This window comes from Serratia grimesii, from assembly GCF_900186025.1.
GTDB lineage: Bacteria > Pseudomonadota > Gammaproteobacteria > Enterobacterales > Enterobacteriaceae > Serratia > Serratia grimesii.
Genome location: NZ_LT883155.1, coordinates 819,112 through 840,831, shown reverse-complemented (window position 1 = coordinate 840,831; position 21,720 = coordinate 819,112). Strand labels below are relative to the sequence as shown.

The 21,720-nt window shown below is 52.3% G+C and carries 22 protein-coding genes; 7 read left to right on the top strand and 15 right to left on the bottom strand.

Features of this window, described 5'->3' with window-relative positions; genetic code table 11:
* Positions 1 to 289 precede the first annotated feature (289 nt).
* Positions 290 to 1,204 carry a LysR family transcriptional regulator gene (locus tag SGBXF1_RS03865; protein WP_061807318.1) on the bottom strand — a complete coding sequence of 305 codons (915 nt, stop codon included), beginning with the start codon at positions 1,202 to 1,204 and terminating at the stop codon, positions 290 to 292.
* A 106-nt stretch (positions 1,205 to 1,310) separates the two neighbouring features.
* Here SGBXF1_RS03865 and SGBXF1_RS03860 point away from each other — a divergent pair, with 106 nt between their 5' ends.
* From SGBXF1_RS03860 to SGBXF1_RS03850, 3 genes are read left to right on the top strand one after another with little or no spacing between them, the layout of a single operon-like run.
* Positions 1,311 to 2,114, top strand: coding sequence for an SDR family NAD(P)-dependent oxidoreductase (locus tag SGBXF1_RS03860; RefSeq protein ID WP_186427852.1), 804 nt, complete (start codon positions 1,311 to 1,313; stop codon positions 2,112 to 2,114).
* A gap of 45 nt (positions 2,115 to 2,159) precedes the next feature.
* Positions 2,160 to 3,134, top strand: a complete 975-nt coding sequence (locus tag SGBXF1_RS03855; RefSeq protein WP_238321002.1) for an aldo/keto reductase — start codon at positions 2,160 to 2,162, stop codon at positions 3,132 to 3,134.
* 28 nt (positions 3,135 to 3,162) lie between these two features.
* Positions 3,163 to 4,167, top strand: coding sequence for an NHL repeat-containing protein (locus tag SGBXF1_RS03850; protein ID WP_238321001.1), 1,005 nt, complete (start codon positions 3,163 to 3,165; stop codon positions 4,165 to 4,167).
* A gap of 154 nt (positions 4,168 to 4,321) precedes the next feature.
* On the opposite strand, the gene SGBXF1_RS03845 is transcribed toward SGBXF1_RS03850, so the two are convergent.
* Together SGBXF1_RS03845 and SGBXF1_RS03840 are read right to left on the bottom strand one after the other, a co-directional pair.
* Positions 4,322 to 5,239, bottom strand: coding sequence for a nucleotidyl transferase AbiEii/AbiGii toxin family protein (locus SGBXF1_RS03845; protein WP_186427851.1), 918 nt, complete (start codon positions 5,237 to 5,239; stop codon positions 4,322 to 4,324).
* Positions 5,232 to 6,005: a type IV toxin-antitoxin system AbiEi family antitoxin gene (locus SGBXF1_RS03840; RefSeq protein ID WP_186427850.1), complete on the bottom strand. Its 774-nt coding sequence runs from the start codon at positions 6,003 to 6,005 to the stop codon at positions 5,232 to 5,234. The genes SGBXF1_RS03845 and SGBXF1_RS03840 overlap by 8 nt, the downstream gene beginning before the upstream one ends.
* Positions 6,006 to 6,369: 364 nt before the next feature.
* On the opposite strand from SGBXF1_RS03840, the gene mutS reads away from it, so the two are divergent.
* Positions 6,370 to 8,925 carry a DNA mismatch repair protein MutS gene (gene mutS, locus SGBXF1_RS03835; protein ID WP_186427849.1) on the top strand — a complete coding sequence of 852 codons (2,556 nt, stop codon included), beginning with the start codon at positions 6,370 to 6,372 and terminating at the stop codon, positions 8,923 to 8,925.
* A gap of 77 nt (positions 8,926 to 9,002) precedes the next feature.
* Here the strand turns inward: mutS and rpoS are convergent, their stop codons facing one another.
* The 8 genes from rpoS to ftsB form a co-directional block, all read right to left on the bottom strand.
* Positions 9,003 to 10,001, bottom strand: coding sequence for an RNA polymerase sigma factor RpoS (rpoS, locus tag SGBXF1_RS03830; protein WP_012005280.1), 999 nt, complete (start codon positions 9,999 to 10,001; stop codon positions 9,003 to 9,005).
* 53 nt (positions 10,002 to 10,054) lie between these two features.
* Positions 10,055 to 11,041, bottom strand: a complete 987-nt coding sequence (nlpD, locus tag SGBXF1_RS03825; RefSeq protein WP_037424748.1) for a murein hydrolase activator NlpD — start codon at positions 11,039 to 11,041, stop codon at positions 10,055 to 10,057.
* A gap of 325 nt (positions 11,042 to 11,366) precedes the next feature.
* Positions 11,367 to 11,993: a protein-L-isoaspartate(D-aspartate) O-methyltransferase gene (locus SGBXF1_RS03820; protein ID WP_061807322.1), complete on the bottom strand. Its 627-nt coding sequence runs from the start codon at positions 11,991 to 11,993 to the stop codon at positions 11,367 to 11,369.
* Positions 11,987 to 12,748 carry a 5'/3'-nucleotidase SurE gene (surE, locus tag SGBXF1_RS03815; protein ID WP_186427848.1) on the bottom strand — a complete coding sequence of 254 codons (762 nt, stop codon included), beginning with the start codon at positions 12,746 to 12,748 and terminating at the stop codon, positions 11,987 to 11,989. The genes SGBXF1_RS03820 and surE overlap by 7 nt, the downstream gene beginning before the upstream one ends.
* 272 nt (positions 12,749 to 13,020) lie before the next feature.
* Positions 13,021 to 14,067, bottom strand: a complete 1,047-nt coding sequence (gene truD, locus SGBXF1_RS03810) for a tRNA pseudouridine(13) synthase TruD (protein WP_186427847.1) — start codon at positions 14,065 to 14,067, stop codon at positions 13,021 to 13,023.
* A gap of 4 nt (positions 14,068 to 14,071) precedes the next feature.
* Positions 14,072 to 14,545 (bottom strand): 2-C-methyl-D-erythritol 2,4-cyclodiphosphate synthase, encoded by a 474-nt coding sequence (gene ispF / locus SGBXF1_RS03805; RefSeq protein WP_004950274.1) that lies wholly within the window; start codon positions 14,543 to 14,545, stop codon positions 14,072 to 14,074.
* A gap of 10 nt (positions 14,546 to 14,555) precedes the next feature.
* Entirely contained in the window at positions 14,556 to 15,263 is a 708-nt protein-coding gene (gene ispD, locus SGBXF1_RS03800) for a 2-C-methyl-D-erythritol 4-phosphate cytidylyltransferase (RefSeq protein WP_186427846.1), read from the bottom strand.
* 3 nt (positions 15,264 to 15,266) lie between these two features.
* Positions 15,267 to 15,587 carry a cell division protein FtsB gene (ftsB, locus tag SGBXF1_RS03795; protein ID WP_037424733.1) on the bottom strand — a complete coding sequence of 107 codons (321 nt, stop codon included), beginning with the start codon at positions 15,585 to 15,587 and terminating at the stop codon, positions 15,267 to 15,269.
* 406 nt (positions 15,588 to 15,993) lie between these two features.
* On the opposite strand from ftsB, the gene SGBXF1_RS03790 reads away from it, so the two are divergent.
* The 3 genes from SGBXF1_RS03790 (at position 15,994) to SGBXF1_RS03780 (ending at position 18,278) form a co-directional block, all read left to right on the top strand.
* The gene (locus SGBXF1_RS03790) at positions 15,994 to 16,764 is read left to right on the top strand and encodes a basic amino acid ABC transporter substrate-binding protein (protein WP_037424732.1); all 771 of its coding nucleotides are present in this window, start codon (positions 15,994 to 15,996) and stop codon (positions 16,762 to 16,764) included.
* Between the two features lie 88 nt (positions 16,765 to 16,852).
* The gene (locus SGBXF1_RS03785) at positions 16,853 to 17,572 is read left to right on the top strand and encodes an amino acid ABC transporter permease (RefSeq protein ID WP_051922616.1); all 720 of its coding nucleotides are present in this window, start codon (positions 16,853 to 16,855) and stop codon (positions 17,570 to 17,572) included.
* The gene (locus tag SGBXF1_RS03780; RefSeq protein ID WP_037424787.1) at positions 17,556 to 18,278 is read left to right on the top strand and encodes an amino acid ABC transporter ATP-binding protein; all 723 of its coding nucleotides are present in this window, start codon (positions 17,556 to 17,558) and stop codon (positions 18,276 to 18,278) included. Before SGBXF1_RS03785 ends, SGBXF1_RS03780 begins: the two co-directional genes overlap by 17 nt.
* 52 nt (positions 18,279 to 18,330) lie before the next feature.
* On the opposite strand, the gene SGBXF1_RS03775 is transcribed toward SGBXF1_RS03780, so the two are convergent.
* The 4 genes from SGBXF1_RS03775 to cysD form a co-directional block, all read right to left on the bottom strand.
* Positions 18,331 to 18,648 carry a DUF3561 family protein gene (locus SGBXF1_RS03775; RefSeq protein WP_186427845.1) on the bottom strand — a complete coding sequence of 106 codons (318 nt, stop codon included), beginning with the start codon at positions 18,646 to 18,648 and terminating at the stop codon, positions 18,331 to 18,333.
* 85 nt (positions 18,649 to 18,733) lie between these two features.
* Positions 18,734 to 19,363 (bottom strand): adenylyl-sulfate kinase, encoded by a 630-nt coding sequence (gene cysC, locus SGBXF1_RS03770; RefSeq protein ID WP_037424723.1) that lies wholly within the window; start codon positions 19,361 to 19,363, stop codon positions 18,734 to 18,736.
* A 1-nt stretch (position 19,364) separates the two neighbouring features.
* Positions 19,365 to 20,792 (bottom strand): sulfate adenylyltransferase subunit CysN, encoded by a 1,428-nt coding sequence (cysN, locus tag SGBXF1_RS03765; RefSeq protein WP_186427844.1) that lies wholly within the window; start codon positions 20,790 to 20,792, stop codon positions 19,365 to 19,367.
* An 11-nt stretch (positions 20,793 to 20,803) separates the two neighbouring features.
* Positions 20,804 to 21,712: a sulfate adenylyltransferase subunit CysD gene (gene cysD, locus SGBXF1_RS03760; RefSeq protein WP_037424720.1), complete on the bottom strand. Its 909-nt coding sequence runs from the start codon at positions 21,710 to 21,712 to the stop codon at positions 20,804 to 20,806.
* Positions 21,713 to 21,720: the final 8 nt, after the last annotated feature.

The following is a 21,720-nucleotide window of genomic DNA, read 5'->3' as shown; positions in this document are numbered from 1 at the left end:
TCACATAAAAAAATAGTGTGATCCATCTCCCAAATAACCTTTAATTGTTGAATGAATTCATCGAAAACAAACAAATAACAATTATAAACAATAAGTTATAAACATGCAGAATGTTTATGGATAATTCTATGCGCGGGGTCATCCATCGAGTGATTGATGAACAAAAAATAGTTCGACCTTGATTAGCGCGCATCATCAAGATATGACGATGCAAGCGATGCTACAGCGGTGGTAAATGATTGGTGTTTTGGGGAAAGGAATTTGACTGATCGGGCTCAGGCAGAGCACATTACTCTTCGGGACGGATCACCTGGTTGGGATAACGCACTACGTTGATCACCGTCGTCAATGCTACGGGATGGTTTCTGCGGTTCGGATAGTAAAGATAAAAACCTGGGAATGGTGCGCACCAATCGGCCATCACTTGCTCCAGCCGCCCTGCTGCCAGATGTTCACTCACTTCTTCCTCAATGGCGAAAGCAATGCCTGCGTGATCTAACGCGGCCTGCAACATCAATCTCGCATCATCGAGTATCAGCAAGCTATTCACTGAAACAGAAAGCACTTGAGCACCTTTTTGAAACTTCCATTTGTAGAGTTCTCCCGAAGCAATTTTTCGCCATCCTATACAGCGATGATTCAACAGGTCTTCGGGATGATTTGGCTTTCCATTCTGTTGGAAATATTCAGGTGTTGCCACAATAGCCATTCGTAAATCAGGAGTAACGCGCACAGCTCGCATGTCGTTGTGTAGATCCTCGCCAAGCCTGATACCGGCATCAAAGCCTTGTTCAACGATATTGGCAAAGCCCTCTTGCGCCACAATTTCCAGCGTAATTCCTGGGTAATCTCGGGCCAGTCGCCCTAAATGCGGCACCAGCGCAAGTTCGATTGCCGTTCGTGGCGCATTGATCCGCACCAACCCCTGTGGCCGATCGCGAAAGGTATTCAGGCTCTCCAGCGCCGTATCGATATCGGCAAATACCGGAGCCAACTTCGACAACAAATGCTCGCCCGCCTCTGTTGTTGATACGTTGCGTGTAGTCCGATTCAACAAACGGATGCCAACCTGCGCCTCCAAATCACGCATGGTATGACTGAGTGTCGGCGGTGTAACGCCAAGCCTGGCGGCAGCTCGCCTGAAACTGCGCTCTTTGGCGATGGTCACAAAGGCCGCCAGCCCTGACAAGTCGGTTTTTTTCATTGGATTGATATAAATAATCTAATAGTGAAGTGAATTTTTAACGGATAGTTATCTTTTTTGCAACAACATAGCATGGCGAGGTGTTCAATAACTGAGTATTAATGCCATGACTCAATACGCTGATTCTGTACATACCACCCCGCACAAACGTTTGGAAGGCAAAGTCGTACTGGTCACCGGCGGGGGGACAGGTATCGGGCGCGCCGCAGTACTGGCCTATGCCCGGGAAGGGGCAAAAGTGGCTTTGGCTGGGCGTCGTTACGCTGAGCTAGATGCCACCGCCCATGAGGTTTCTCTCGCTGGCGGAGATGCGCTGGCCGTCGTTGCGGACGTCTCGCAGGAAGAGGATGTCCGCCGCCTGCTCGCCACAGTGACCTCTCACTACGGACGACTTGATATTGCCTTCAACAACGCCGGCATTCTCGGCAACTTTGCCCCTATCCATCAGCAAACCAGCGCAGATTTCGATACGGTGATTGCCACCAATCTCCGAGGTGTCTGGTTATCGATTAAATACGAGGTCGAGACTTTTCTGGCGCAAAATTCAGGCGGTGTGATCGTCAATACTTCGTCCTGGCTTGCCAAAGGCGCGCTTGCCGGCTCATCAAGTTATTCTGCCAGCAAGGGCGCGCTCGATGCGCTGATCCGCGCGGTTGCACTCGAATATGGCAATCAAGCTATCCGGATCAACAACATCAATCCCGGCATCATCGACACACCAATGGCCCATAGCAGCATATCTGATCCATCCGCATTCACACCGTTCATCGCACATACGCCTGCCCAACGATTGGGCCAGTCTGAAGACATCGGTGATGTCGCCGTCTGGCTTTCAACGGATGATGCCCGCTTTGTCACCGGGCAAAGTATTTTGGTGGACGGCGGTTATACCATCGCCGGAATTCGTTGAGAGATAACCCTGTATTTACCCAACCCGACGCCCCCAGGAGGGAAGATGATGAACTATGTTCGCCTTGGTAATAGCGGTTTGAAAGTCTCCAAACTTTGTCTGGGGTGTATGACTTATGGGGAACCTAGCTGGCGCCCTTGGGTATTGCAGGAGGATCAAGCCCGTCCTTTCATCCGGGCGGCTCTGGAATCAGGCATTAACTTTTTCGACACTGCAAATATCTATTCTTCTGGCGAGAGCGAACTCATTCTCGGGCGCGCGTTGAAGGACTTTGCACGCCGAGACGATATAGTGATCGCTACCAAGGCGTTCTTCCCGATGAGCGAACAACCCAACAACCACGGGCTATCACGCAAACATATCATTCAAAGCGTTGACGCCTCGCTGCAACGCCTGGGGACAGATTATATCGATCTGTTCGTCATACATCGTTTCGATGAGGAAACCCCAATTGAGGAAACGGCTGAAACGCTCGATACCCTGGTACGGGCCGGCAAGATCCGCTATCTCGGCGCATCCTCAATGCAGGCCTGGCGTTTTATGAAAATGTTGGCGTTTCAACGTGATAACAAGTTGGCCACCTTTATTTCCATGCAAAGCCAATACAACCTGATCACTCGCGAGGATGAGGAGGATTTAATCCCGCTTTGTCTGGAAGAAGGTATCGGCCTAACCCCTTGGTCGCCGTTGGCAAGAGGCTTACTGGCCGGAGCGAGAAAATCCGGAACAGTGCGCGCCGAAACTGACGAACAAACGCCGCGCTGGTACGGCGGCAGAGATGAAGTGGAACAAACTATTAAGGCTGTTGAAGCCATCGCGACTGCCCGAGGCATACCAGCGGCCCAGATCTCTCTGGCATGGATACTGGCTAAAACGGCAGTTGCCGCGCCCATTGTAGGCATGTCCAAGTCACACCATCTTCAAGATGCACTCAAAGCGCTCTCACTCACACTGTCTCATGAGGAAATCACAGCACTTGAGGCCCCCATGAAAGAACGAGCTCGCCCCCAACGCTGGTAGTCCCCTTATTCAACTCAGGAGAGGCCACATGTTATACGTAATAAAATATCGCACGACGTGGGTAGCGCTAACAGCCCTAATATTAGCCATGGCGACGCCTGCGGCTTCCGCAGCAGCAATATCAGATACCACTTGCACACCGGCCAGCATGACTTTGCCGTCAGGAGCGCTATATCCTAATGGCATCGCCCGCGCTTCCGACGGAACCCTGTATGTTGGCTTGGTGACTAGCGGCCGCATCTTGCGCAAACGGCCGAACGAAAATTGGGAGACCTTCTTTGCTGGCGCCGATACCGTTTTCGCCTCAACCACGCTGAGATTGGATGAGCAACGGGGGCTGTTATGGGGAAACTCTCCAGACTTCCTTCCTACAGGACAAACTCGTGCCCATCGTGTTTTTGCTTTGAATGTCTCAAATGCCACGATTAATCGCAGCTTAACCTTACCGGAAGGAGGAATGGGTAATGACATGGTTCTCGCCAAAGATGGCACTGTTTATCTGACAGAAACCAAGGCAGGAAGCATCATGAGGCTTCGTCCGGGGGAGGCCAGTTTTCAGATAATCTTCCGTGACAAACGCCTGGCTGGCCCCAACGGCATCGGCGCTGCAGGTATTGTCCTGATAAATGACAACGTGATGGCGATTGCCAATTTTGGCAGCGGGAAGCTCTATACCTTGAGCTATGGGGAGGCGACGCCGCAACTGGCTGAAATCCTGCTGCCTCGCACTATCGAAAACCCGGATGGGATGGGATTGGCACCAGACGGTTCGCTGATCGTGCTCGAAAATGGCATTAAAAGCGGCCAGGGCAGGATCCTGCGAATTACCGACCCCGGTGCTGCCGGTATGCATTCTATTGAAGTTATTCGTGAGGGAATGGAGTCGCCAGTCAATCTGGACATCACACCACAGGGCTGCGCCTTTGTCAGCGAAGCTCGCATTCGCCACCGTCTTCTACCTGGGCGCGAAACCGAAGTGCCCGACAGCTTTCGCATTTACCAACTTCAGTTGCCTTTAACCACCGCCAACTGACACCTCTCCCGCCTTGGGCTTACTGGAACATAGGCTTCCCAAGCCCAACTCCCCATTTCTCCCTTTCTTCATTTGCGCATAGCCGTAAAAACGATGCGGTTTATAAAACACCGTATAGTGACACCTAGAGTGAATATACAGTAAAAATTATAAACTATCCTACCCACCCGGCAAGGGTCCCCTCAAGCTTTGCCAACGCCTGTATGTGTTTCTCTTTTGGCATACGACCAATATTTTGCAGCTTCCACTTCACCGCAGGTAAATGCTGAATCTGGTTTTCGGGGGCCAGGTCCCAGTCCGGTTCGCCGCGCTTGAAAGACATCAGAAAATCATAATCCCGCTGCGTAAAATGTGTTTTGAGAGCAGAAATCATCAATTCGGGTATTGCATTGAGCTCTTCCAGAGAGACTATATGGGACGCCATACCGTTAAATTCATTCGCATACAGCTCAGAAATATCTTTCCAACGGGGGTCCAGTACCTCTGATAATGGGCGGGGGTGTCCCAGTAGATAGGTGATGAATCCATTAAATATTTGACGATCAATACCCTGCGTTTCGAGCAGCATTTTGACGTCATAGAAATCGCGAGGGTGTTGTCTATCCAGCGCAGCGCAAAGCTTGCCTCCATAGAGATCGGCAAGTGATACAACCGGCATGGAAGCGAAACCGAACTCTTCTTCTACCGCTTCAATAACATCACGTTCTTCTGGGGGATAAAGTGTGCCCCGTGCAACAGGTGAAACTTCTATTTTTATCTGTGCCAACTGAGAAGAAACCACAATACGCATTTCATCAGGATTGTTCGTTTGTAGCACCGCAGAAACACCTGGTTGTTGTTGCAGTATTGCTGCAATACGCGCCAGTGCAGCCCGAACATTTGGCAATGCCACATCTCGGCTTTCCAGCGGAAGGTAAGCCAAATCGATATCAACCGATAAACGTGGAAAATCGCGAACAAACAAATTAATCGCCGTCCCACCTTTTAGTGCGAAGCAGCGCTCTGATGCTACGACAGGTAATGCACTGAGTAGTAACGCAACTTGCCGATAATAAGGTGATTGCTTATCCATGTGAGATCCCTTTGCTAACAAAGCTCTCTGGAACAGTGATTTGATACTTTCGGTCCAACTTGCCACCCGATACTATTTGCCGCTTTCCTGCCCCTAAATCAATATCGGCTTTTTCTATTCGCTTAACCCATGCATGAGCATAGTGATCGCCCAGAAACAGGTAAAGACGGTTGGTTTTCACTGCTCGACTCGATCGCAACAATACTTCAATTTTACGGGGGCTAAGGCTTACCAGCCCCTGAAACAGCTCTGCTGCATGCTCAAATGAAAGCGTTCCAGGGACTGCATTAACAATCTCGTAAGCCGCTAATTCCGGTACGCTCGCCCTCAACTGCTCGCCCTTAATTTCCACTTCGGTCAGATATTTTTCGTCGTGTAGATTGAGCTTCTGATTAGAAAGCACAAACCACTCGACGTTGGGAAATTCTTTGAACCACTTTGGCAATGAAGCTTTATCCTCTACACAAAGCCAAATCGCCTGGCTCGTTAATTGAAGATAATGAGAACGCCCTTGATAGGTCAGGCTAGTCAGCCCCGCCAGATGCACAGAAATCCCAAGCTGATTTTGCAAGCAAAGTACGGCGTCACTCCACTGAGGGTCACGACCACTCCGTACATAGACACCGGCACGCATCTTTTGTAACCAGTCGCTGTGCATATACTTATTGGCTAAAGAAGGGCTGATGCCGTTTTTTGTCAGCCAGGACTGTAATACCAAGGAGCCAGGAGTCGTATTCTGCAAAAGCCAGTTTAGTTTTGATGACATAGATTCACCCTTGGTATGACAATAATAAAAATAGTAAACCCCTGAGTGGGTACTATGTCAATGTAGAGTGCAATTAATACAACGACCAAGGGAGCCGAGTCTTAAGAGAGGTTCTGATCGATATAGGTTTTTGCAACCTCATCCCCCGCCTTACAAACCGACTTTGCGTAAAGCTTCCCATTTTTACCTGTGACAGCGGATTGCCCGCTGGGCTAGTATAGCGGCAGTATAAAGGGCTTATTGATCCTTAGCGCCACCAGCCTCTGCCATATAGGGTGAGTTTCTGTAAAACGGCGTGATACCTAATGATGACACTCAACATCACAACCAACTTTAAATTCAATGGATTGGAAACAGTAATCTTATGAATAGCACCAATAAGCTCGATTCACACACGCCAATGATGCAGCAATACCTGCGTCTCAAGGCCGAACACCCTGAAATCCTGTTGTTCTACCGCATGGGTGATTTTTACGAGCTGTTCTACGATGACGCCAAACGCGCTTCCCAACTGCTGGATATCTCGCTGACCAAACGCGGAGCCTCAGCAGGTGAACCTATCCCAATGGCTGGCGTACCACATCATGCGGTAGAGAACTACCTGGCCAAATTGGTACAACTCGGTGAATCTGTCGCCCTGTGTGAGCAAATCGGTGATCCGGCCACGAGCAAAGGCCCCGTTGAGCGCAAAGTTGTTCGCATCGTCACTCCGGGGACCATCACCGACGAAGCTCTGTTGCAAGAGCGCCAGGATAACCTGCTGGCAGCTATCTGGCAGGACGCACGCGGCTTCGGCTACGCCACGTTAGACATCAGCTCCGGTCGTTTCCGGGTCGCTGAACCGGCCGATATAGAAACTATGGCCGCAGAATTACAGCGTACTAATCCTGCCGAGCTGCTTTACCCTGAAACCTTTGAACAGATGTCGCTGATTGAACAGCGCCACGGTCTACGCCGCCGCCCACTGTGGGAATTTGAACCCGAAACCGCACGCCAACAGCTTAACCTGCAATTCGGCACCCGTGATCTCACCGGTTTCGGCGTTGAACAAGCCCATCAGGCGTTACGTGCTGCGGGCTGTCTGTTGCAGTACGTTAAAGATACCCAACGTACTTCATTACCGCACATCCGTGGTATTACCATGGAGCGCCAGCAAGACGGCATTATCATGGACGCCGCCACACGGCGTAACCTTGAGCTGACCCAAAGTTTGTCCGGCGGTACTGAAAATACACTGGCGGCCATCCTGGACCGCAGTGTGACGGCGATGGGCAGCCGTATGCTCAAGCGTTGGTTGCACATGCCAACCCGCGACATCAATGTACTGAATAATCGCCAGCAGGCGATTGGTTCCTTGCAAGATATCTACGCCGATCTCCAGCCTTCTCTACGACAAGTAGGCGATCTGGAACGTATATTGGCTCGCCTGGCATTGCGCAGCGCGCGTCCACGCGATCTGGCGCGGATGCGCCACGCTTTCCAACAGTTGCCGGATATCCACGCACTGCTGAAGGGAGTGGATACCCCACATGTACAACACTTGCTATCGCAGGTCGGTCAGTTTGATGAGCTGCAGGATTTGCTGGAACGTGCAGTGGTTGAAGCCCCGCCAGTGCTGGTGCGTGACGGCGGCGTTATCGCGCCCGGCTACAACAGCGAGCTGGATGAGTGGCGGGCACTGGCCGATGGCGCCAGCGACTACCTCGACCGCCTTGAAATCCGCGAACGCGAAAAGCTGGGGCTGGATACGTTGAAGGTTGGCTTCAATGGCGTACATGGCTATTACATTCAGGTCAGCCGCGGGCAAAGCCACCTGGTGCCTATCCACTACGTGCGCCGCCAGACGTTGAAAAACGCCGAACGATACATTATTCCCGAACTGAAAGAGTATGAAGACAAGGTACTCACTTCTAAAGGGAAAGCGCTGGCGATCGAAAAAGGTTTGTACGAAGAGTTGTTCGACTTGCTGCTACCGCACTTGGGTGAATTGCAGCAAAGCGCCGGGGCATTGGCTGAACTGGACGTGTTAGCTAACCTGGCTGAGCGTGCAGAAACACTGAATTACGCCTGCCCGACCATGAGCGAACAGCCGGGTGTACGCATCACCGAAGGCCGTCATCCGGTGGTCGAACAGGTGCTGAGTGAGCCGTTTATTTCCAACCCACTCTCACTGTCGCCTCAGCGTCGTATGTTGATCATTACTGGCCCAAACATGGGTGGTAAAAGTACCTATATGCGTCAAACAGCACTGATCGTGTTGATGGCACATATCGGCAGCTACGTGCCGGCGAGTAAGGCCGTGATCGGCCCAGTAGACCGCATCTTTACGCGTGTTGGTGCGGCGGATGACCTGGCTTCCGGCCGCTCTACCTTTATGGTGGAGATGACCGAAACGGCTAATATTCTGCATAACGCCACCGAACATAGCTTAGTACTGATGGATGAAATTGGTCGCGGCACATCAACCTACGACGGTTTATCCCTGGCCTGGGCTTGCGCCGAAAACCTGGCCAACCGAATTAAAGCCATGACGCTGTTTGCCACCCATTACTTTGAGCTGACGACCCTGCCGGAGAAAATGGAAGGTGTGGTTAACGTACACCTGGATGCGCTGGAACATGGGGACACCATCGCCTTTATGCACAGCGTGCAGGACGGCGCAGCCAGCAAGAGTTATGGCCTGGCAGTGGCTGCACTGGCCGGGGTACCACGTGAAGTGATCAAGCGTGCGCGCCAAAAACTGCGTGAACTGGAGGCGATCTCCAGCCATACGGCCACCGGCACCGTTGACGCCACCCAGATGACGCTGCTGAATGAGGAAACCTCACCGGCGGTTGAAGCACTTGAAGCACTGGATCCAGATTCACTGTCCCCGCGTCAGGCGCTGGAGTGGATTTACCGCCTGAAAAGTATGGTCTAGTCGTCCCATTACAGGCATAAAAAAACGGTGAGCATGATGCTCACCGTTTTTATTTGGATGCGATTCAACTATCAGCGTTACTCGCGGAACAGTGCCTCAATACTCAGGCCCTGCATCTGCAGAATTTCACGCAGACGACGCAAACCTTCAACCTGGATTTGGCGTACACGCTCACGAGTCAGGCCAATCTCACGGCCCACATCTTCGAGCGTTGCCGCTTCGTAACCCAACAGACCAAAACGACGTGCCAGCACTTCACGCTGCTTAGCGTTCAGTTCGAACAGCCACTTAACGATGCTCTGCTTCATGTCATCGTCTTGTGTGGTGTCTTCCGGTCCGTTGTCTTTTTCGTCCGCCAAAATGTCCAGCAACGCTTTCTCTGAATCCCCGCCCAACGGCGTATCAACAGAAGTGATACGTTCGTTCAGACGCAGCATTCGGCTGACATCATCGACCGGCTTGTCGAGTTGCTCTGCAATCTCTTCTGCGCTCGGTTCATGATCCAATTTATGAGAAAGTTCGCGCGCGGTGCGCAAATAGACATTCAGTTCTTTGACAATGTGGATAGGCAAGCGGATGGTACGGGTTTGGTTCATGATCGCCCGTTCAATCGTCTGCCGGATCCACCAGGTTGCGTAAGTCGAGAAACGGAAACCACGTTCTGGGTCAAACTTTTCCACTGCACGGATCAGACCGAGGTTACCCTCTTCAATCAGATCCAGCAGCGCCAGGCCGCGATTGCTGTAGCGGCGGGCGATTTTCACCACCAACCGCAGGTTACTTTCAATCATTCGGCGGCGGGACGGCACGTCACCGCGCAATGCACGCCGCGCAAAATAAACTTCTTCCTCTGCGGTCAGCAGTGGAGAATAGCCGATTTCGCCAAGATAGAGCTGCGTCGCATCCAATACGCGTTGGGTCACGCCTTGTGACAACAACTCTTCTTCCGCTAGATCACTCTCACTGGCCTCTTCTTCAACCAGTGCTTTTTCGTCGAATGATTCCGCTTCCGTTGCGTTCTCGTCGAAATCCGCATCATCATGTAACTCGTTAACTTTCAGCGTATTTTGGCTCATATGCTGCTCCTACCCGTGATACCGCGAGCAGAATACAGCGTATTCTGCCCAATCTATCGCTGCGGAAGATAACGCAGCGGGTTTACGGATTTCCCCTTGTAACGAATTTCAAAATGCAAACGTACTGAACTGGTTCCGGTGCTACCCATGGTGGCTATTTTTTGACCCGCCTTCACTTCTTGTTGTTCCCGGACCAGCATTGTGTCGTTGTGAGCGTAGGCGCTCAGGTAATCATCATTGTGTTTGATGATGATTAGATTACCGTAACCCCGTAAAGCGTTGCCTGCATACACTACACGACCATCGGCGGTAGCGAGAATCGGCTGCCCACGGGACCCGGCGATATCAACACCTTTATTCCCACCTTCTGATGAGGAAAAGTTATCAATAATCTTACCGTCAGTAGGCCATCTCCAGGTACTTACTGGGGCGCTATTGCTGACGGTGCTGCTCACTGGTGGAGCAACAACCGGTGCGGTAACAGGGGCTGTTGCGGTAGTTGCCGCCACTGCGCCTGCTGCAGGTAACATCTTACCTACATTCTGTTTACCCGAATTATCAGAATACGCGTTAGTTGATTGAGAATCAACCGTTGCAGTTTGTATCTGAGAGCTTGATGGTGGCTTCGGAACACCGCCGCTAGTCGCGTCTGTTGCCGCCAGCATGCCACCGTTTCCGTTGGCAGAACCATTACCAAGCTGAATGTTTTGACCCACATTCAGGCTGTATGGTTCAGGAATATTGTTGCGCTGAGCCAGGTCACGATAGTCGTTACCGGTGATCCATGCGATGTAAAACAGCGTGTCTCCGCGCTTAACCGTATAGGTATTACCGCTGTAGCTCCCTTTGGGGATCGACGTGTAACTGCGGTTATAAACAATATGGCCTTCAGAGTTCGCCGGCATGCCGGCATTGTTGGATGCGGCAGATCCGCCACCGTCCACACTACTGATAGGGGCCGATGTCGACGCGTTGTTTGTACAACCCGCCAACCACAAACTTACCATCGTACACACCGCAACCCGGCGTAATGTAATCATTGGGCTTCCCGTGCTCATGCTTCCCCCATGACAGCAATATCAGCGATATATCCAAAATACCCTTTACATCGTAGCTGAGCTTTTACCATTCTCTCAGTTTCTACCACGAAAGGTGCCCACGGCCGATCCCTGAACGTCAGGAAATTTCATGCCTGAGCCTCAAAACAGCGCGCCAATGCTAACCACATTAGCGCTGCTGCACCATAAGACAACTACGCAGAAAGGCAATTGTATTGAAAATTAGTTTTATTGAAACGGTAAAACCTTAACCGGAGGTGATGAAAGTGCAACAGATTTCGTTTCCTGTCGAAAATTCAGACAATCGCTAGGCCAATTCACCCTTCACCAAGGGTACAAAGCGCACCGCCTCAACAGTATCGATGACAAATTCGCCCCCCTGCCGCTGAATGCGTTTAAGGATTTGGGCCTGCTCACCCACCGGCAATACCAGAATACCGCCATCATCCAACTGCTCCATAAGCGCTGGGGGGATTTCCGGCGGCGCAGCAGTGACAATAATGGCATCAAACGGGCCACGCGATGCCCAGCCCTGCCAGCCATCACCGTGACGAGTGGAAACATTGTGAAGATCGAGTTGCTTCAGGCGGCGCTTAGCCTGCCATTGCAATCCTTTGATGCGTTCAACGGAGCAAACATGTTGCACCAGATGCGCCAAGATAGCGGTTTGATAGCCAGAGCCGGTACCGATCTCCAACACCCTTGATGTGGGCGTCAGGTTCAGTAGTTCGGTCATCCGTGCGACCATATAAGGTTGGGAGATCGTTTGGCCGGAACCGATGGGCAGCGCTGTATTTTCATAAGCTTTGTGTTCAAGTGCCTCATCAACAAAGCGTTCACGCGGCACCGCCTCGATCGCCTGCAGCAACCGTTCGTCCCGGATCCCTTGTTGACGCAGCTGCGTCAGCAATGTTTGCATACGCTTGTTCACCATTCCCCGCCAACCCCTGCTTTGGTTAACCACGTTTTTACCACGTCTTGGGCCGCATAGGCGGTTAAATCCACCTGCAATGGCGTAATTGCCACGTAACCCTGCTCAACTGCAGCGAAATCCGTGTCCGGTCCGGCATCAAACTTATCACCCGGTGGCCCGATCCAATAGAGGTTTTGCCCACGCGGATCCTGCTGACAGAACACTTTGTCGGCTGGATGTCGGCTGCCACAACGTGTCACGCGAATCCCCTTAACCTGTTCCAAGGGTAAATCAGGCACGTTGATATTCAGAATTTTACCGGTACGTAACGGCTCACGCTGTAACGCACGCAGTATCCGGCAGGTAATCACTGCGGCAGTAGCATAATGCTGGTGGCCGTTCAGCGACACCGCCAACGCCGGCAAACCCAAATGGCGGCCTTCCATGGCGGCCGCGACAGTGCCGGAGTAGATAACATCATCACCCAGATTAGGGCCGGCATTGATACCGGAAACCACAATATCCGGTGCAGGTTGCATCAGAGCGTTCACACCCAGATACACGCAATCGGTCGGCGTCCCTTGCTGTACGGCAATATCCCCATTGGGCATCGTCAGGGTGCGCAATGGAGATTCCAGCGTCAGCGCATTGGAAGAACCGCTGCGGTTACGATCGGGTGCTACAACTTGTACTTCGGCGAACTCACGCAGTGCCGCCGCCAACACCTGAATGCCCGGGGCGGTCACGCCGTCGTCATTACTCAGTAATATCCGCATAAGAGGTTATCTTCTTTTTATCTCTCAACCAGACCCCCTTTCAACGCGGCCCAGCTTATAAATACTCGGTAGAAAGTGCCCAAAAGGAGGCGCTTAGCCAGCAGATATTATGTTTACTCCCCCCGGCATGTCCAGTCACCAAGGGAAAAGACGCTCCTTGATACACCACCGTCAAGCATGACCAAAGACAGAAAGCTCAAGACTAAATAAACCGGACCTCATTTAACCACTCTGCATCAGGCAAAAAAAAACCTGCTTGCGCAGGTTTTTTATTACTCACTAATATCCGCATCACTGTTGTCCTGCCGCATAATTTCGCGCACCACACTGGTGGCAAAACTGCCGGCGGGCAACCAAAAACGCAGTTCGACGGTGGTATCATCCCACCAGTCCCACTGCATATTTTTTGGCTGTAGCAACAGTGCTCGACGTGCTGGCTCAACGCGCTCACGCGTTAAAAGCGCCATCAGTTCAGGGTGTTCCAGCAAGCACTGTTGTTCAAAACTCAGTGCTTCCCCTGCTGTACCTGGTTCACCGTCACCCGGCAAAGGAGCCGTAATCAGCAATTCACCGGCATCAAGGCGTTGTTGCAACGTATCCAGTTCGTCCGCTTTAGCAACAAACCAGCTACCACGGCCACTGAGCTGCAAGGCATCACCTTCAAGCACAGTCTGTTGCTGCTGATTAGCCAAACGTCGACTCGTGATCAGGTTAAACAAGGCACTACGGCTGGCGGAAAGATAAAAACTGCGCTTACTCCGCTCTTTAACTCGGATCTCATCATTCGCCCAACGCCGTGCCATCACCAGGTTATTGCCACCGCGGCCAAAACGCTGGCTACCAAAGTAATTGGGTACGCCACCGGTTGTAATCGCCTGCAGGCGCGACTCAACATCCTGACGATCAGAGATATGACGCAATACCAACGTGAAGGCATTGCCTTTCAGCGTACCAATGCGCATTTTGCGTAGATGACGGGCGCTGGCCAGTACTTCACAACCTTCCAGTGAGAATTGCGTAAAATCGGGGGTTTCTTTGCCTGGCAGATGCAAACAGAACCACTGTTCGGTCACCGCATGGCGATCTTTCAGGCCGGCATAGCTCACGGAGCGGGCATGAATACCGGCAAAACGCGCCAGATAATCCGCGACAAACTGAGTGTTACATCCATTTTTACGGATGTTCACCAACACATGTTCACCCTCGCCGTCCGGCTCAAAGCCCAGATCTTCCACCACCACGAAATCTTCCGGGTTGGCTTTCAACACGCCTGTGCTTTGTGGCTGGCCATGCAGCCAGGTCAAGTTAGCCATGTCCATGCCGTTATTCCTTGATCAACAAGGCAACCGCTTCGCAGGCAATGCCCTCACCACGGCCGGTAAAACCGAGCTGTTCGGTGGTGGTGGCTTTAACGTTGACGTCGTCCATATGGCATTGCAGGTCTTCCGCCAAGAAAATACGCATTTGCGGGATATGTGGCGCCATTTTAGGTGCCTGGGCGATAATGGTGATATCCAAATTCCCCAGACGATAGCCTTTCGCACGGATACGTTTCCAGGCTTCGCGCAGCAGTTCACGGCTGTCGGCGCCTTTGAAAGCGGGATCGGTATCCGGGAACAGTTTGCCGATATCCCCCAGCGCTGCCGCACCCAACAAGGCATCTGTCGCTGCATGCAGCGCTACATCACCGTCGGAATGGGCCAGCAAACCTTTCTCATAAGGGATACGAACACCACCGATCACCAGCGGCCCTTCGCCACCAAATTTATGTACGTCAAAACCGTGACCGATACGCATGATGCGCTCCTTAATTGTCCAACTGAGTTAAATAGAATGCTGCCAGCGCCAAATCTTCTGGTCGCGTGACCTTAATATTGTCCGAACGTCCGGTAACCAACAACGGATGATAGCCGCAATGCTCCAGGGCAGAGGCTTCATCAGTGACTGTCGCACCGTCATCCAGCGCACGCTGCAAACAGAGCTTAAGCAACGCCAACGGAAATAGCTGTGGTGTCAATGCATGCCATAGATCCTGGCGTTCAACGGTATGTGAGATCGCGTTGCAACCCGGTTCGGCGCGTTTCATGGTATCACGCACCGGCGCGGCCAAAATGCCACCCACCTCGCTGTGTCCGGTAATCGCCAACAGACGTTCGAGATCGTCGGCATGCAGACACGGCCGTGCCGCGTCGTGCACCAGCACCCATTTGGCCTCACCGGCCAGTTGTAGCCCAGCCATCACCGAATCAGCGCGTTGCTGACCGCCGACGGTCACACGCACACGAGGATCTTTTGCTATGGGTAACTGGTGGAACTGCTGGTCATCAGGACCGATTGCCACAATCACCTGCGGAATACGCGGATGACGCAGCAACGCATGGATCGCGTGTTCGAGAATAGTTTGGTGGCCGATGGTTAAATACTGCTTCGGGCAATCCGCCTGCATACGGCTGCCGATACCAGCAGCGGGCAGGACGGCAATCACCGATGGAAAGGTTCCTGCGGAGTGATTCATGCGTTACTTTTGTAGGTTATTTTGCGAGGATGACGCCGCGTTGCGTCTGGATTGATCAGGAACCAGACGATAGAAAGTCTCACCGGGCTTAATCATGCTCAGTTCATTGCGCGCACGCTCTTCGATCGCTTCCTGACCGCCGTTCAAATCGTCGATTTCGGCGAACAGCTGATCGTTACGCGCTTTCAATTTTGCATTGCTGCCCTGTTGGAGCGCAACGTCATCATTGACCCGCACATAATCGTGAACACCATTTTTGCCCAGCCACAGTGAATACTGTAACCAACCGAGCAATGCCAGCAATAACAGCGTAAGTTTTCCCATCTCCGCCCCCTGAAAAACCGCCTAATCATCCCACAACTTTTCGTTGGACTCCACACTGAGAACGGCATTTCACCGCCAAATTCAGAGTAGGATGAGAATTTCCTCAGTTTATAACCTAAATTCGAGCTGAAAGCGGCAAAAAAAACCACTTTCGCCCGTTCAGAAACCTGCCAGATAAAGCAGCATGCTCTCATTCAGCAATTTCTCTGTTATGCAGTAAGAAAAACTGGCTGCCTTCGCATTTGACCAACACTTACTCCAAGCACATACAAAAATTGCATATTTAACACTATTAAAAAATTCATCATCAGGTATGAGTTGTGTTTTTATTCATTAAAGATTATTTTTATGCATCAATAGTGCATAAATAAACTCAACACACGACATTTAATTACCGGGGATAACGATGTTAAAACACGTAGTTCTGATTGGCGCCTGCCTGGCCGCCACCCTGTCGGCGTCAGTCTTGGCGGCTGAACCAACTTATGTCGTCGGCTCCGGCGGCACCTATCGTCCATTCGAGTTTGAAAACAGCAGTAAACAGCTGGAAGGTTTTGATATTGATATTATCAAAGCCGTAGCCAACGCTGAGGGCTTTCAGGTCAAACTGGTTAATACGCCATGGGAAGGTATCTTTGCCACACTAAACTCCGGCGATCGTGACATCATTATTTCGGGTATCACCATTACCGACAAACGTAAGCAAATGGTCGACTTCTCCGCACCTTACTTCCCGGCCGAGCAGGCTATCGTCGTACCCAAAGATTCCACCGTGGATTCTATCGCTGCACTTAAAGCATTGAAGGTCGGCGTCGTAAACTCCAGCACCGGCGACATTGTGGTGTCCGATACTCTGGGCAAGAACAGCACCGCCATCAAGCGCTTCGACAATACGCCGCTAATGTTGCAGGAGTTGTATGAAGACGGTATTGGCGCCGCAGTTGGCGACGTCGGGGTAGCCAAGTTCTACATCAAGACCCACCCGGATAAAGAATTCAAATTGGTATCCGACGCCAAGTTCGAGCGCCAATATTTCGGCATTGCCGTCGCCAAAGGCAACGACGAACTGCGCGGTAAGATCAACGCCGGTCTGAAGAAGATCGTTGCTGACGGGACCTACGCCAAAATCTACCAGACCTGGTTTGACAGCAACGTGCCGACGCTGCCAGCTGAATAATTGACACGCTGTAGCCTGAACATTTTTTAAAAAGGATCCGACCTTGAATTTTCGTTGGGAGATCATCCAGGAGTACGCCCCATTGTTTATGGAAGGCGCCTGGATGACCATCAAATGCACCATTATCTGCGTGATACTGGGCACCACCTGGGGTTTGCTCCTCGGGCTAGGTCGTCTGGCACAAGCGCCGCACGGCATCTGGAAACCGATACTGCATTACGGCGTACAATGGCCGGTGCGCATTTACATCAGCGCCTTTCGCGGTACGCCACTGTTTGTGCAGATTATGGTTGTGCACTTCGCGTTGGTGCCGCTATTTATCAACCCGCGTGACGGCCTGCTGGTCACCAACGGTCTGATGAGCAGCGACTTCGCCCGCGCACTCCGCTCAGACTACGGCGCGTTTCTGTCCTGCGTCGTGGCGATTACGCTCAACGCTGGCGCTTACGTCTCGGAAATCTTCCGCGCAGGCATTCAGTCAATCGATCGTGGTCAGATGGAAGCGTCGCGCTCGCTGGGCATGAGCTACGGCAAAACCATGCGTAAGGTGATCTTGCCACAAGCATTCCGCCGCATGTTGCCACCGCTGGGCAATAACGCCATTGCCATCGTCAAGGATTCCTCATTGGCCTCAGCCATCGGCCTTGCAGACCTGGCCTATGCAGCCCGTACCGTTTCAGGGGCTTATGCTACCTACTGGGAACCCTACCTGACCATTTCATTGGTCTATTGGGTCCTCACCTTCCTGCTTTCGCTGATGGTGCAACACATGGAAAAGAGGTTTGGGAAAAGTGATTCGCGTACATAACCTGCAAAAACAATTTGGCGACAGCCATGTGCTGCGAGGAATCTCCTGCGAGATCGCGGCAAACGAAGTGATCTGCGTCATCGGCCCGTCCGGATCGGGTAAAAGCACTTTCCTGCGCTGCATCAATGCACTGGAGACCCTGTCCGGCGGCGAGATTCTGGTCAATGGTTTTGCCATACACAGCCAGAAAACCGATCTCAACAAAATGCGCGAGAGCGTGGGGATGGTATTTCAGCGCTTTAACCTGTTCCCGCATATGACGGTATTGGAAAACATCATTATGGCGCCGATGGGGGTGAAAAAGCTCTCGCGCAGCGACGCCACTTTGCGTGCAGAAGCATTGCTCCGCAAGGTCGGTCTGCTGGACAAAATTGACGCCTATCCCAATAGCCTGTCAGGTGGTCAGCAACAACGTGTGGCCATTGCTCGTGCGCTGGCGATGGAGCCGAAAATCATGCTGTTCGACGAGCCCACATCAGCACTCGATCCCGAGCTGGTTGGCGAAGTGCTGGCGGTAATGAAATCATTGGCGCATGAAGGTATGACCATGGTGGTGGTCACTCATGAAATGGGCTTCGCCCGTGAAGTGGCCGATCGGGTGTTGTTTATTGATCAGGGGATCATTCAGGAAGAAGGGACACCACAGCAGATTTTCAGCAATCCGACCAATCCGCGAACTCAGGCTTTTCTAAGCAAAGTTTTGTAACCTTCAGCACGGCTTTGCAATGCGTCGGGCGCAGGCAACTGCGCCCGCCATGTCACCAGCCAGTCAGAAAACTGAATACCAGCCAGAACAGACAAAGCACAATAGTCCCTGTCAGCAGCAGCGTCAGGATCAAGCGACCACGCAACAGCATACTCAATGTAATACCGATCAGTACCGAAACCGGCATCAAAGCCAGGAAGAACGGCCAGGTGTAGAGCAGGAAGAAGAGTGTGTTGGAGCCGTAGACCAAAAACGGCACAGCGAACGCCAGCCAGTAGAAAACAAAGCCGCAGACGCCGCCCAGGAAAGAATAAGAGGGTTCCTCTTTCTCCTGGCTTGAGTCAATCAATATTGGCGAGACATTTTGCATAGTGATCCCTGGTTATTCGGCACGCTCTTCGGCGGGCTTAGCGTAAAAAGCGTATGACGCAAAAACGCCACACGCTTTTCTGAATTCAGGGTTTGATAATAGCCCGACCACGCAGTACGTCTAACAATTGCGCAATCAAATTTGTTACCAATTGTTGGCCATCAAGATGAATATCCGGCCGTTCCGGTGCCTCATAAACCGCGTCAATTCCGGTGAAATTTCGCAGTTCACCGGCACGGGCTTTTTTGTACAATCCTTTTGGATCGCGTGCCTCACAAACCGCCAGCGGCGTGTCAACAAACACCTCGATAAAGCGATTTTCATCAAGCAGTTCACGTACCATCTGCCTTTCGGTACGGTGTGGTGAAATAAAGGCGGTGAGTACCACCAGACCTGCATCTACCATCAACTTGGACACTTCGCCCACGCGGCGAATATTCTCACGCCGGTCATCGTCGGAGAAGCCCAGATCGCGGCACAGGCCATGACGCACATTGTCCCCATCCAAGAGATAGGTGTTGATGCCAAGGGTATGCAGCGCCTGTTCCAATGCGCCAGCGACAGTCGATTTACCCGAACCGGATAGCCCGGTAAACCATAACACCACGCCTTTATGGCCGTTACGGGCTTCGCGATCCGCACGCGCTACCGCATGCGGATGCCAGACCACATTGTCATCATCCGGCCCGGTTGGCCGTTGCTCTACGTCGGTCACGTTACTTGCCCCCGATCAGGTCGCGTGCGCCCCAATGCGGGAAATGCTTACGCACCAGCGCATTCAGTTCCAGCTCAAATGCGCTGAAGTCCCCGGCTGACGCCTGAACATCCTGCAAGGCTTCGCGGATCAACCCGGCACCGACCGTGACATTGCTCAGGCGATCGATAAAGATCAGTCCGCCAGTCACATGGTTACGTTGATAACTGTCCAGCACCAGCGGTTCATCAAAGATCAGTTCCACCAGGCCAATGCCATTCAGCGGCAATGTGTCTGCCTGATGCTGTGCCAGCGAGTTGATTTCTACCTGGTGGCGAATACCTTCCACGCGTGCACGAGTCTTCTTACCGGCTACTTTGATGTCGTAGCTTTGTCCTGGCAACAGCGGTTTCTCAGCCATCCACACTACGTCCACCAATGCACTTTGCACTGCTTGCAGTGTTTCCCCGGCATCCACCAGTAAATCGCCACGGCTGATGTCCACTTCATCCTTCAGCACCAGAGTAATCGCCTCACCCGGCACTGCCTCCTGCAAGTCACCGTCAAAGGTGACAATACGCGCAACGGTGGATTCAACGCCAGAAGGCAGCACCTTCACACGTTGGCCTACACGCACGACACCGGCCGATAATGTCCCCGCGTAGCCACGGAAATCCAGATTCGGTCGGTTAACATATTGCACCGGGAAGCGCAGAGGCTGCGTCTCACGTTCACTGATCACATCCACGCTTTCGAGCACCTGTAACAGTGTTGGACCACTGTACCAAGGCATATGGGTGCTTTCACTGGCCACGTTATCGCCGTCCAGTGCCGACAGCGGGACAAACTTGATGTCCAGATCGTTCGGCAACTGTTCAGCGAAGCTCAGATAATCCTGTTTAAACTGCTCGAATACCGATTCTTGGTAATCCACCAGGTCCATCTTGTTAACCGCAACCACCAGATGGCGGATACCCAACAACGTCGCGATAAAACTGTGCCGGCGAGTTTGATCCAGCACCCCTTTACGGGCGTCGATCAGCAGGATCGCCAGATCGCAGGTAGAAGCCCCTGTAGCCATATTACGGGTATACTGCTCGTGTCCTGGCGTATCCGCGATAATAAACTTACGCTTTTCGGTCGAGAAATAACGATAAGCCACATCAATGGTGATGCCTTGCTCGCGTTCAGCCTGCAAGCCATCTACCAGCAGTGCCAAATCGAGTTTTTCACCCTGAGTACCGATACGCTTACTGTCACTGTGCAACGTTGACAGCTGATCTTCGTAGATCTGGCGAGTATCGTGCAGCAGACGACCGATCAGTGTACTTTTGCCGTCGTCGACGCTGCCGCAGGTCAGGAACCGTAACAGACTTTTATGTTGCTGCGCGTGCAGGTAGGATTCGACACCGCCCTGTTCAGCGATTTGTTGTGCAATTGCGTTGTTCATCCGGCGGCTCCTTAGAAATACCCTTGACGCTTTTTCAGCTCCATCGAGCCGGATTGATCGCGGTCGATCATCCGTCCCTGACGTTCACTGGTGGTGGATACCAGCATCTCTTCGATGATTTCCGGCAACGTTTCCGCCTCCGACTCCACCGCACCGGTCAGTGGCCAGCAACCCAGCGTGCGGAAACGCACCATACGCTGACTGATCACTTCACCTGGCTGCAGATCGATGCGATCGTCGTCCACCATCAGCAGCATGCCATCACGCTCTACCACCGGACGTGGTTTCGCCAGATACAAAGGGATAATGTCGATCTTTTCCAGGAAGATATATTGCCAGATGTCTAGCTCGGTCCAATTCGACAACGGGAACACACGGATGCTCTCCCCCTTGTTGATCTGACCGTTATAATTGTGCCACAGCTCCGGACGCTGGTTCTTCGGGTCCCAACGGTGGAAACGGTCACGGAAAGAATAGATACGCTCTTTGGCACGTGACTTCTCTTCATCGCGGCGAGCCCCGCCAAAAGCGGCATCAAAACCGTATTTGTTCAGCGCCTGCTTCAGGCCTTCGGTCTTCATGATATCGGTGTGCTTGGCACTGCCGTGAACGAACGGGTTAATGCCCATCGCCACGCCTTCCGGGTTTTTGTGGATCAACAGCTCGAAACCGTATTCTTTGGCCGTGCGGTCGCGAAATTGGTACATTTCGCTGAATTTCCAACCGGTATCCACATGCAGCAGCGGGAACGGCAGCGTGCCTGGGTAAAAGGCTTTACGCGCCAGGTGCAGCATCACGGAAGAGTCTTTGCCGATGGAATAGAGCATCACCGGGTTGCCGAATTCAGCGGCGACTTCACGGATGATATGGATACTCTCCGCCTCCAATTGCCGCAAATGAGTGAGTCGTTTTTCGTCCATAACAGATC

Excerpts from the sequence above, each read along its gene's own strand:
- nlpD (WP_037424748.1), bottom strand. The coding sequence starts at position 11,041 with ATGATTACATTACGCCGGGTTGCGGTGTGTACGATGGTAAGTTTGTGG.
- rpoS (WP_012005280.1), bottom strand. The coding sequence starts at position 10,001 with ATGAGCCAAAATACGCTGAAAGTTAACGAGTTACATGATGATGCGGAT.
- SGBXF1_RS03820 (WP_061807322.1), bottom strand. The coding sequence starts at position 11,993 with ATGGTGAACAAGCGTATGCAAACATTGCTGACGCAGCTGCGTCAACAA.
- SGBXF1_RS03865 (WP_061807318.1), bottom strand. The coding sequence starts at position 1,204 with ATGAAAAAAACCGACTTGTCAGGGCTGGCGGCCTTTGTGACCATCGCC.
- SGBXF1_RS03785 (WP_051922616.1), top strand. The coding sequence starts at position 16,853 with ATGGAAGGCGCCTGGATGACCATCAAATGCACCATTATCTGCGTGATA.
- truD (WP_186427847.1), bottom strand. The coding sequence starts at position 14,067 with ATGGACATGGCTAACTTGACCTGGCTGCATGGCCAGCCACAAAGCACA.
- ispD (WP_186427846.1), bottom strand. The coding sequence starts at position 15,263 with ATGAATCACTCCGCAGGAACCTTTCCATCGGTGATTGCCGTCCTGCCC.
- cysN (WP_186427844.1), bottom strand. The coding sequence starts at position 20,792 with ATGAACAACGCAATTGCACAACAAATCGCTGAACAGGGCGGTGTCGAA.
- SGBXF1_RS03845 (WP_186427851.1), bottom strand. The coding sequence starts at position 5,239 with ATGGATAAGCAATCACCTTATTATCGGCAAGTTGCGTTACTACTCAGT.
- ispF (WP_004950274.1), bottom strand. The coding sequence starts at position 14,545 with ATGCGTATCGGTCACGGTTTTGACGTACATAAATTTGGTGGCGAAGGG.
- mutS (WP_186427849.1), top strand. The coding sequence starts at position 6,370 with ATGAATAGCACCAATAAGCTCGATTCACACACGCCAATGATGCAGCAA.
- SGBXF1_RS03855 (WP_238321002.1), top strand. The coding sequence starts at position 2,160 with ATGATGAACTATGTTCGCCTTGGTAATAGCGGTTTGAAAGTCTCCAAA.
- SGBXF1_RS03775 (WP_186427845.1), bottom strand. The coding sequence starts at position 18,648 with ATGCAAAATGTCTCGCCAATATTGATTGACTCAAGCCAGGAGAAAGAG.
- SGBXF1_RS03840 (WP_186427850.1), bottom strand. The coding sequence starts at position 6,005 with ATGTCATCAAAACTAAACTGGCTTTTGCAGAATACGACTCCTGGCTCC.
- surE (WP_186427848.1), bottom strand. The coding sequence starts at position 12,748 with ATGCGGATATTACTGAGTAATGACGACGGCGTGACCGCCCCGGGCATT.
- SGBXF1_RS03850 (WP_238321001.1), top strand. The coding sequence starts at position 3,163 with ATGTTATACGTAATAAAATATCGCACGACGTGGGTAGCGCTAACAGCC.
- cysD (WP_037424720.1), bottom strand. The coding sequence starts at position 21,712 with ATGGACGAAAAACGACTCACTCATTTGCGGCAATTGGAGGCGGAGAGT.
- SGBXF1_RS03860 (WP_186427852.1), top strand. The coding sequence starts at position 1,311 with ATGACTCAATACGCTGATTCTGTACATACCACCCCGCACAAACGTTTG.
- ftsB (WP_037424733.1), bottom strand. The coding sequence starts at position 15,587 with ATGGGAAAACTTACGCTGTTATTGCTGGCATTGCTCGGTTGGTTACAG.
- SGBXF1_RS03790 (WP_037424732.1), top strand. The coding sequence starts at position 15,994 with ATGTTAAAACACGTAGTTCTGATTGGCGCCTGCCTGGCCGCCACCCTG.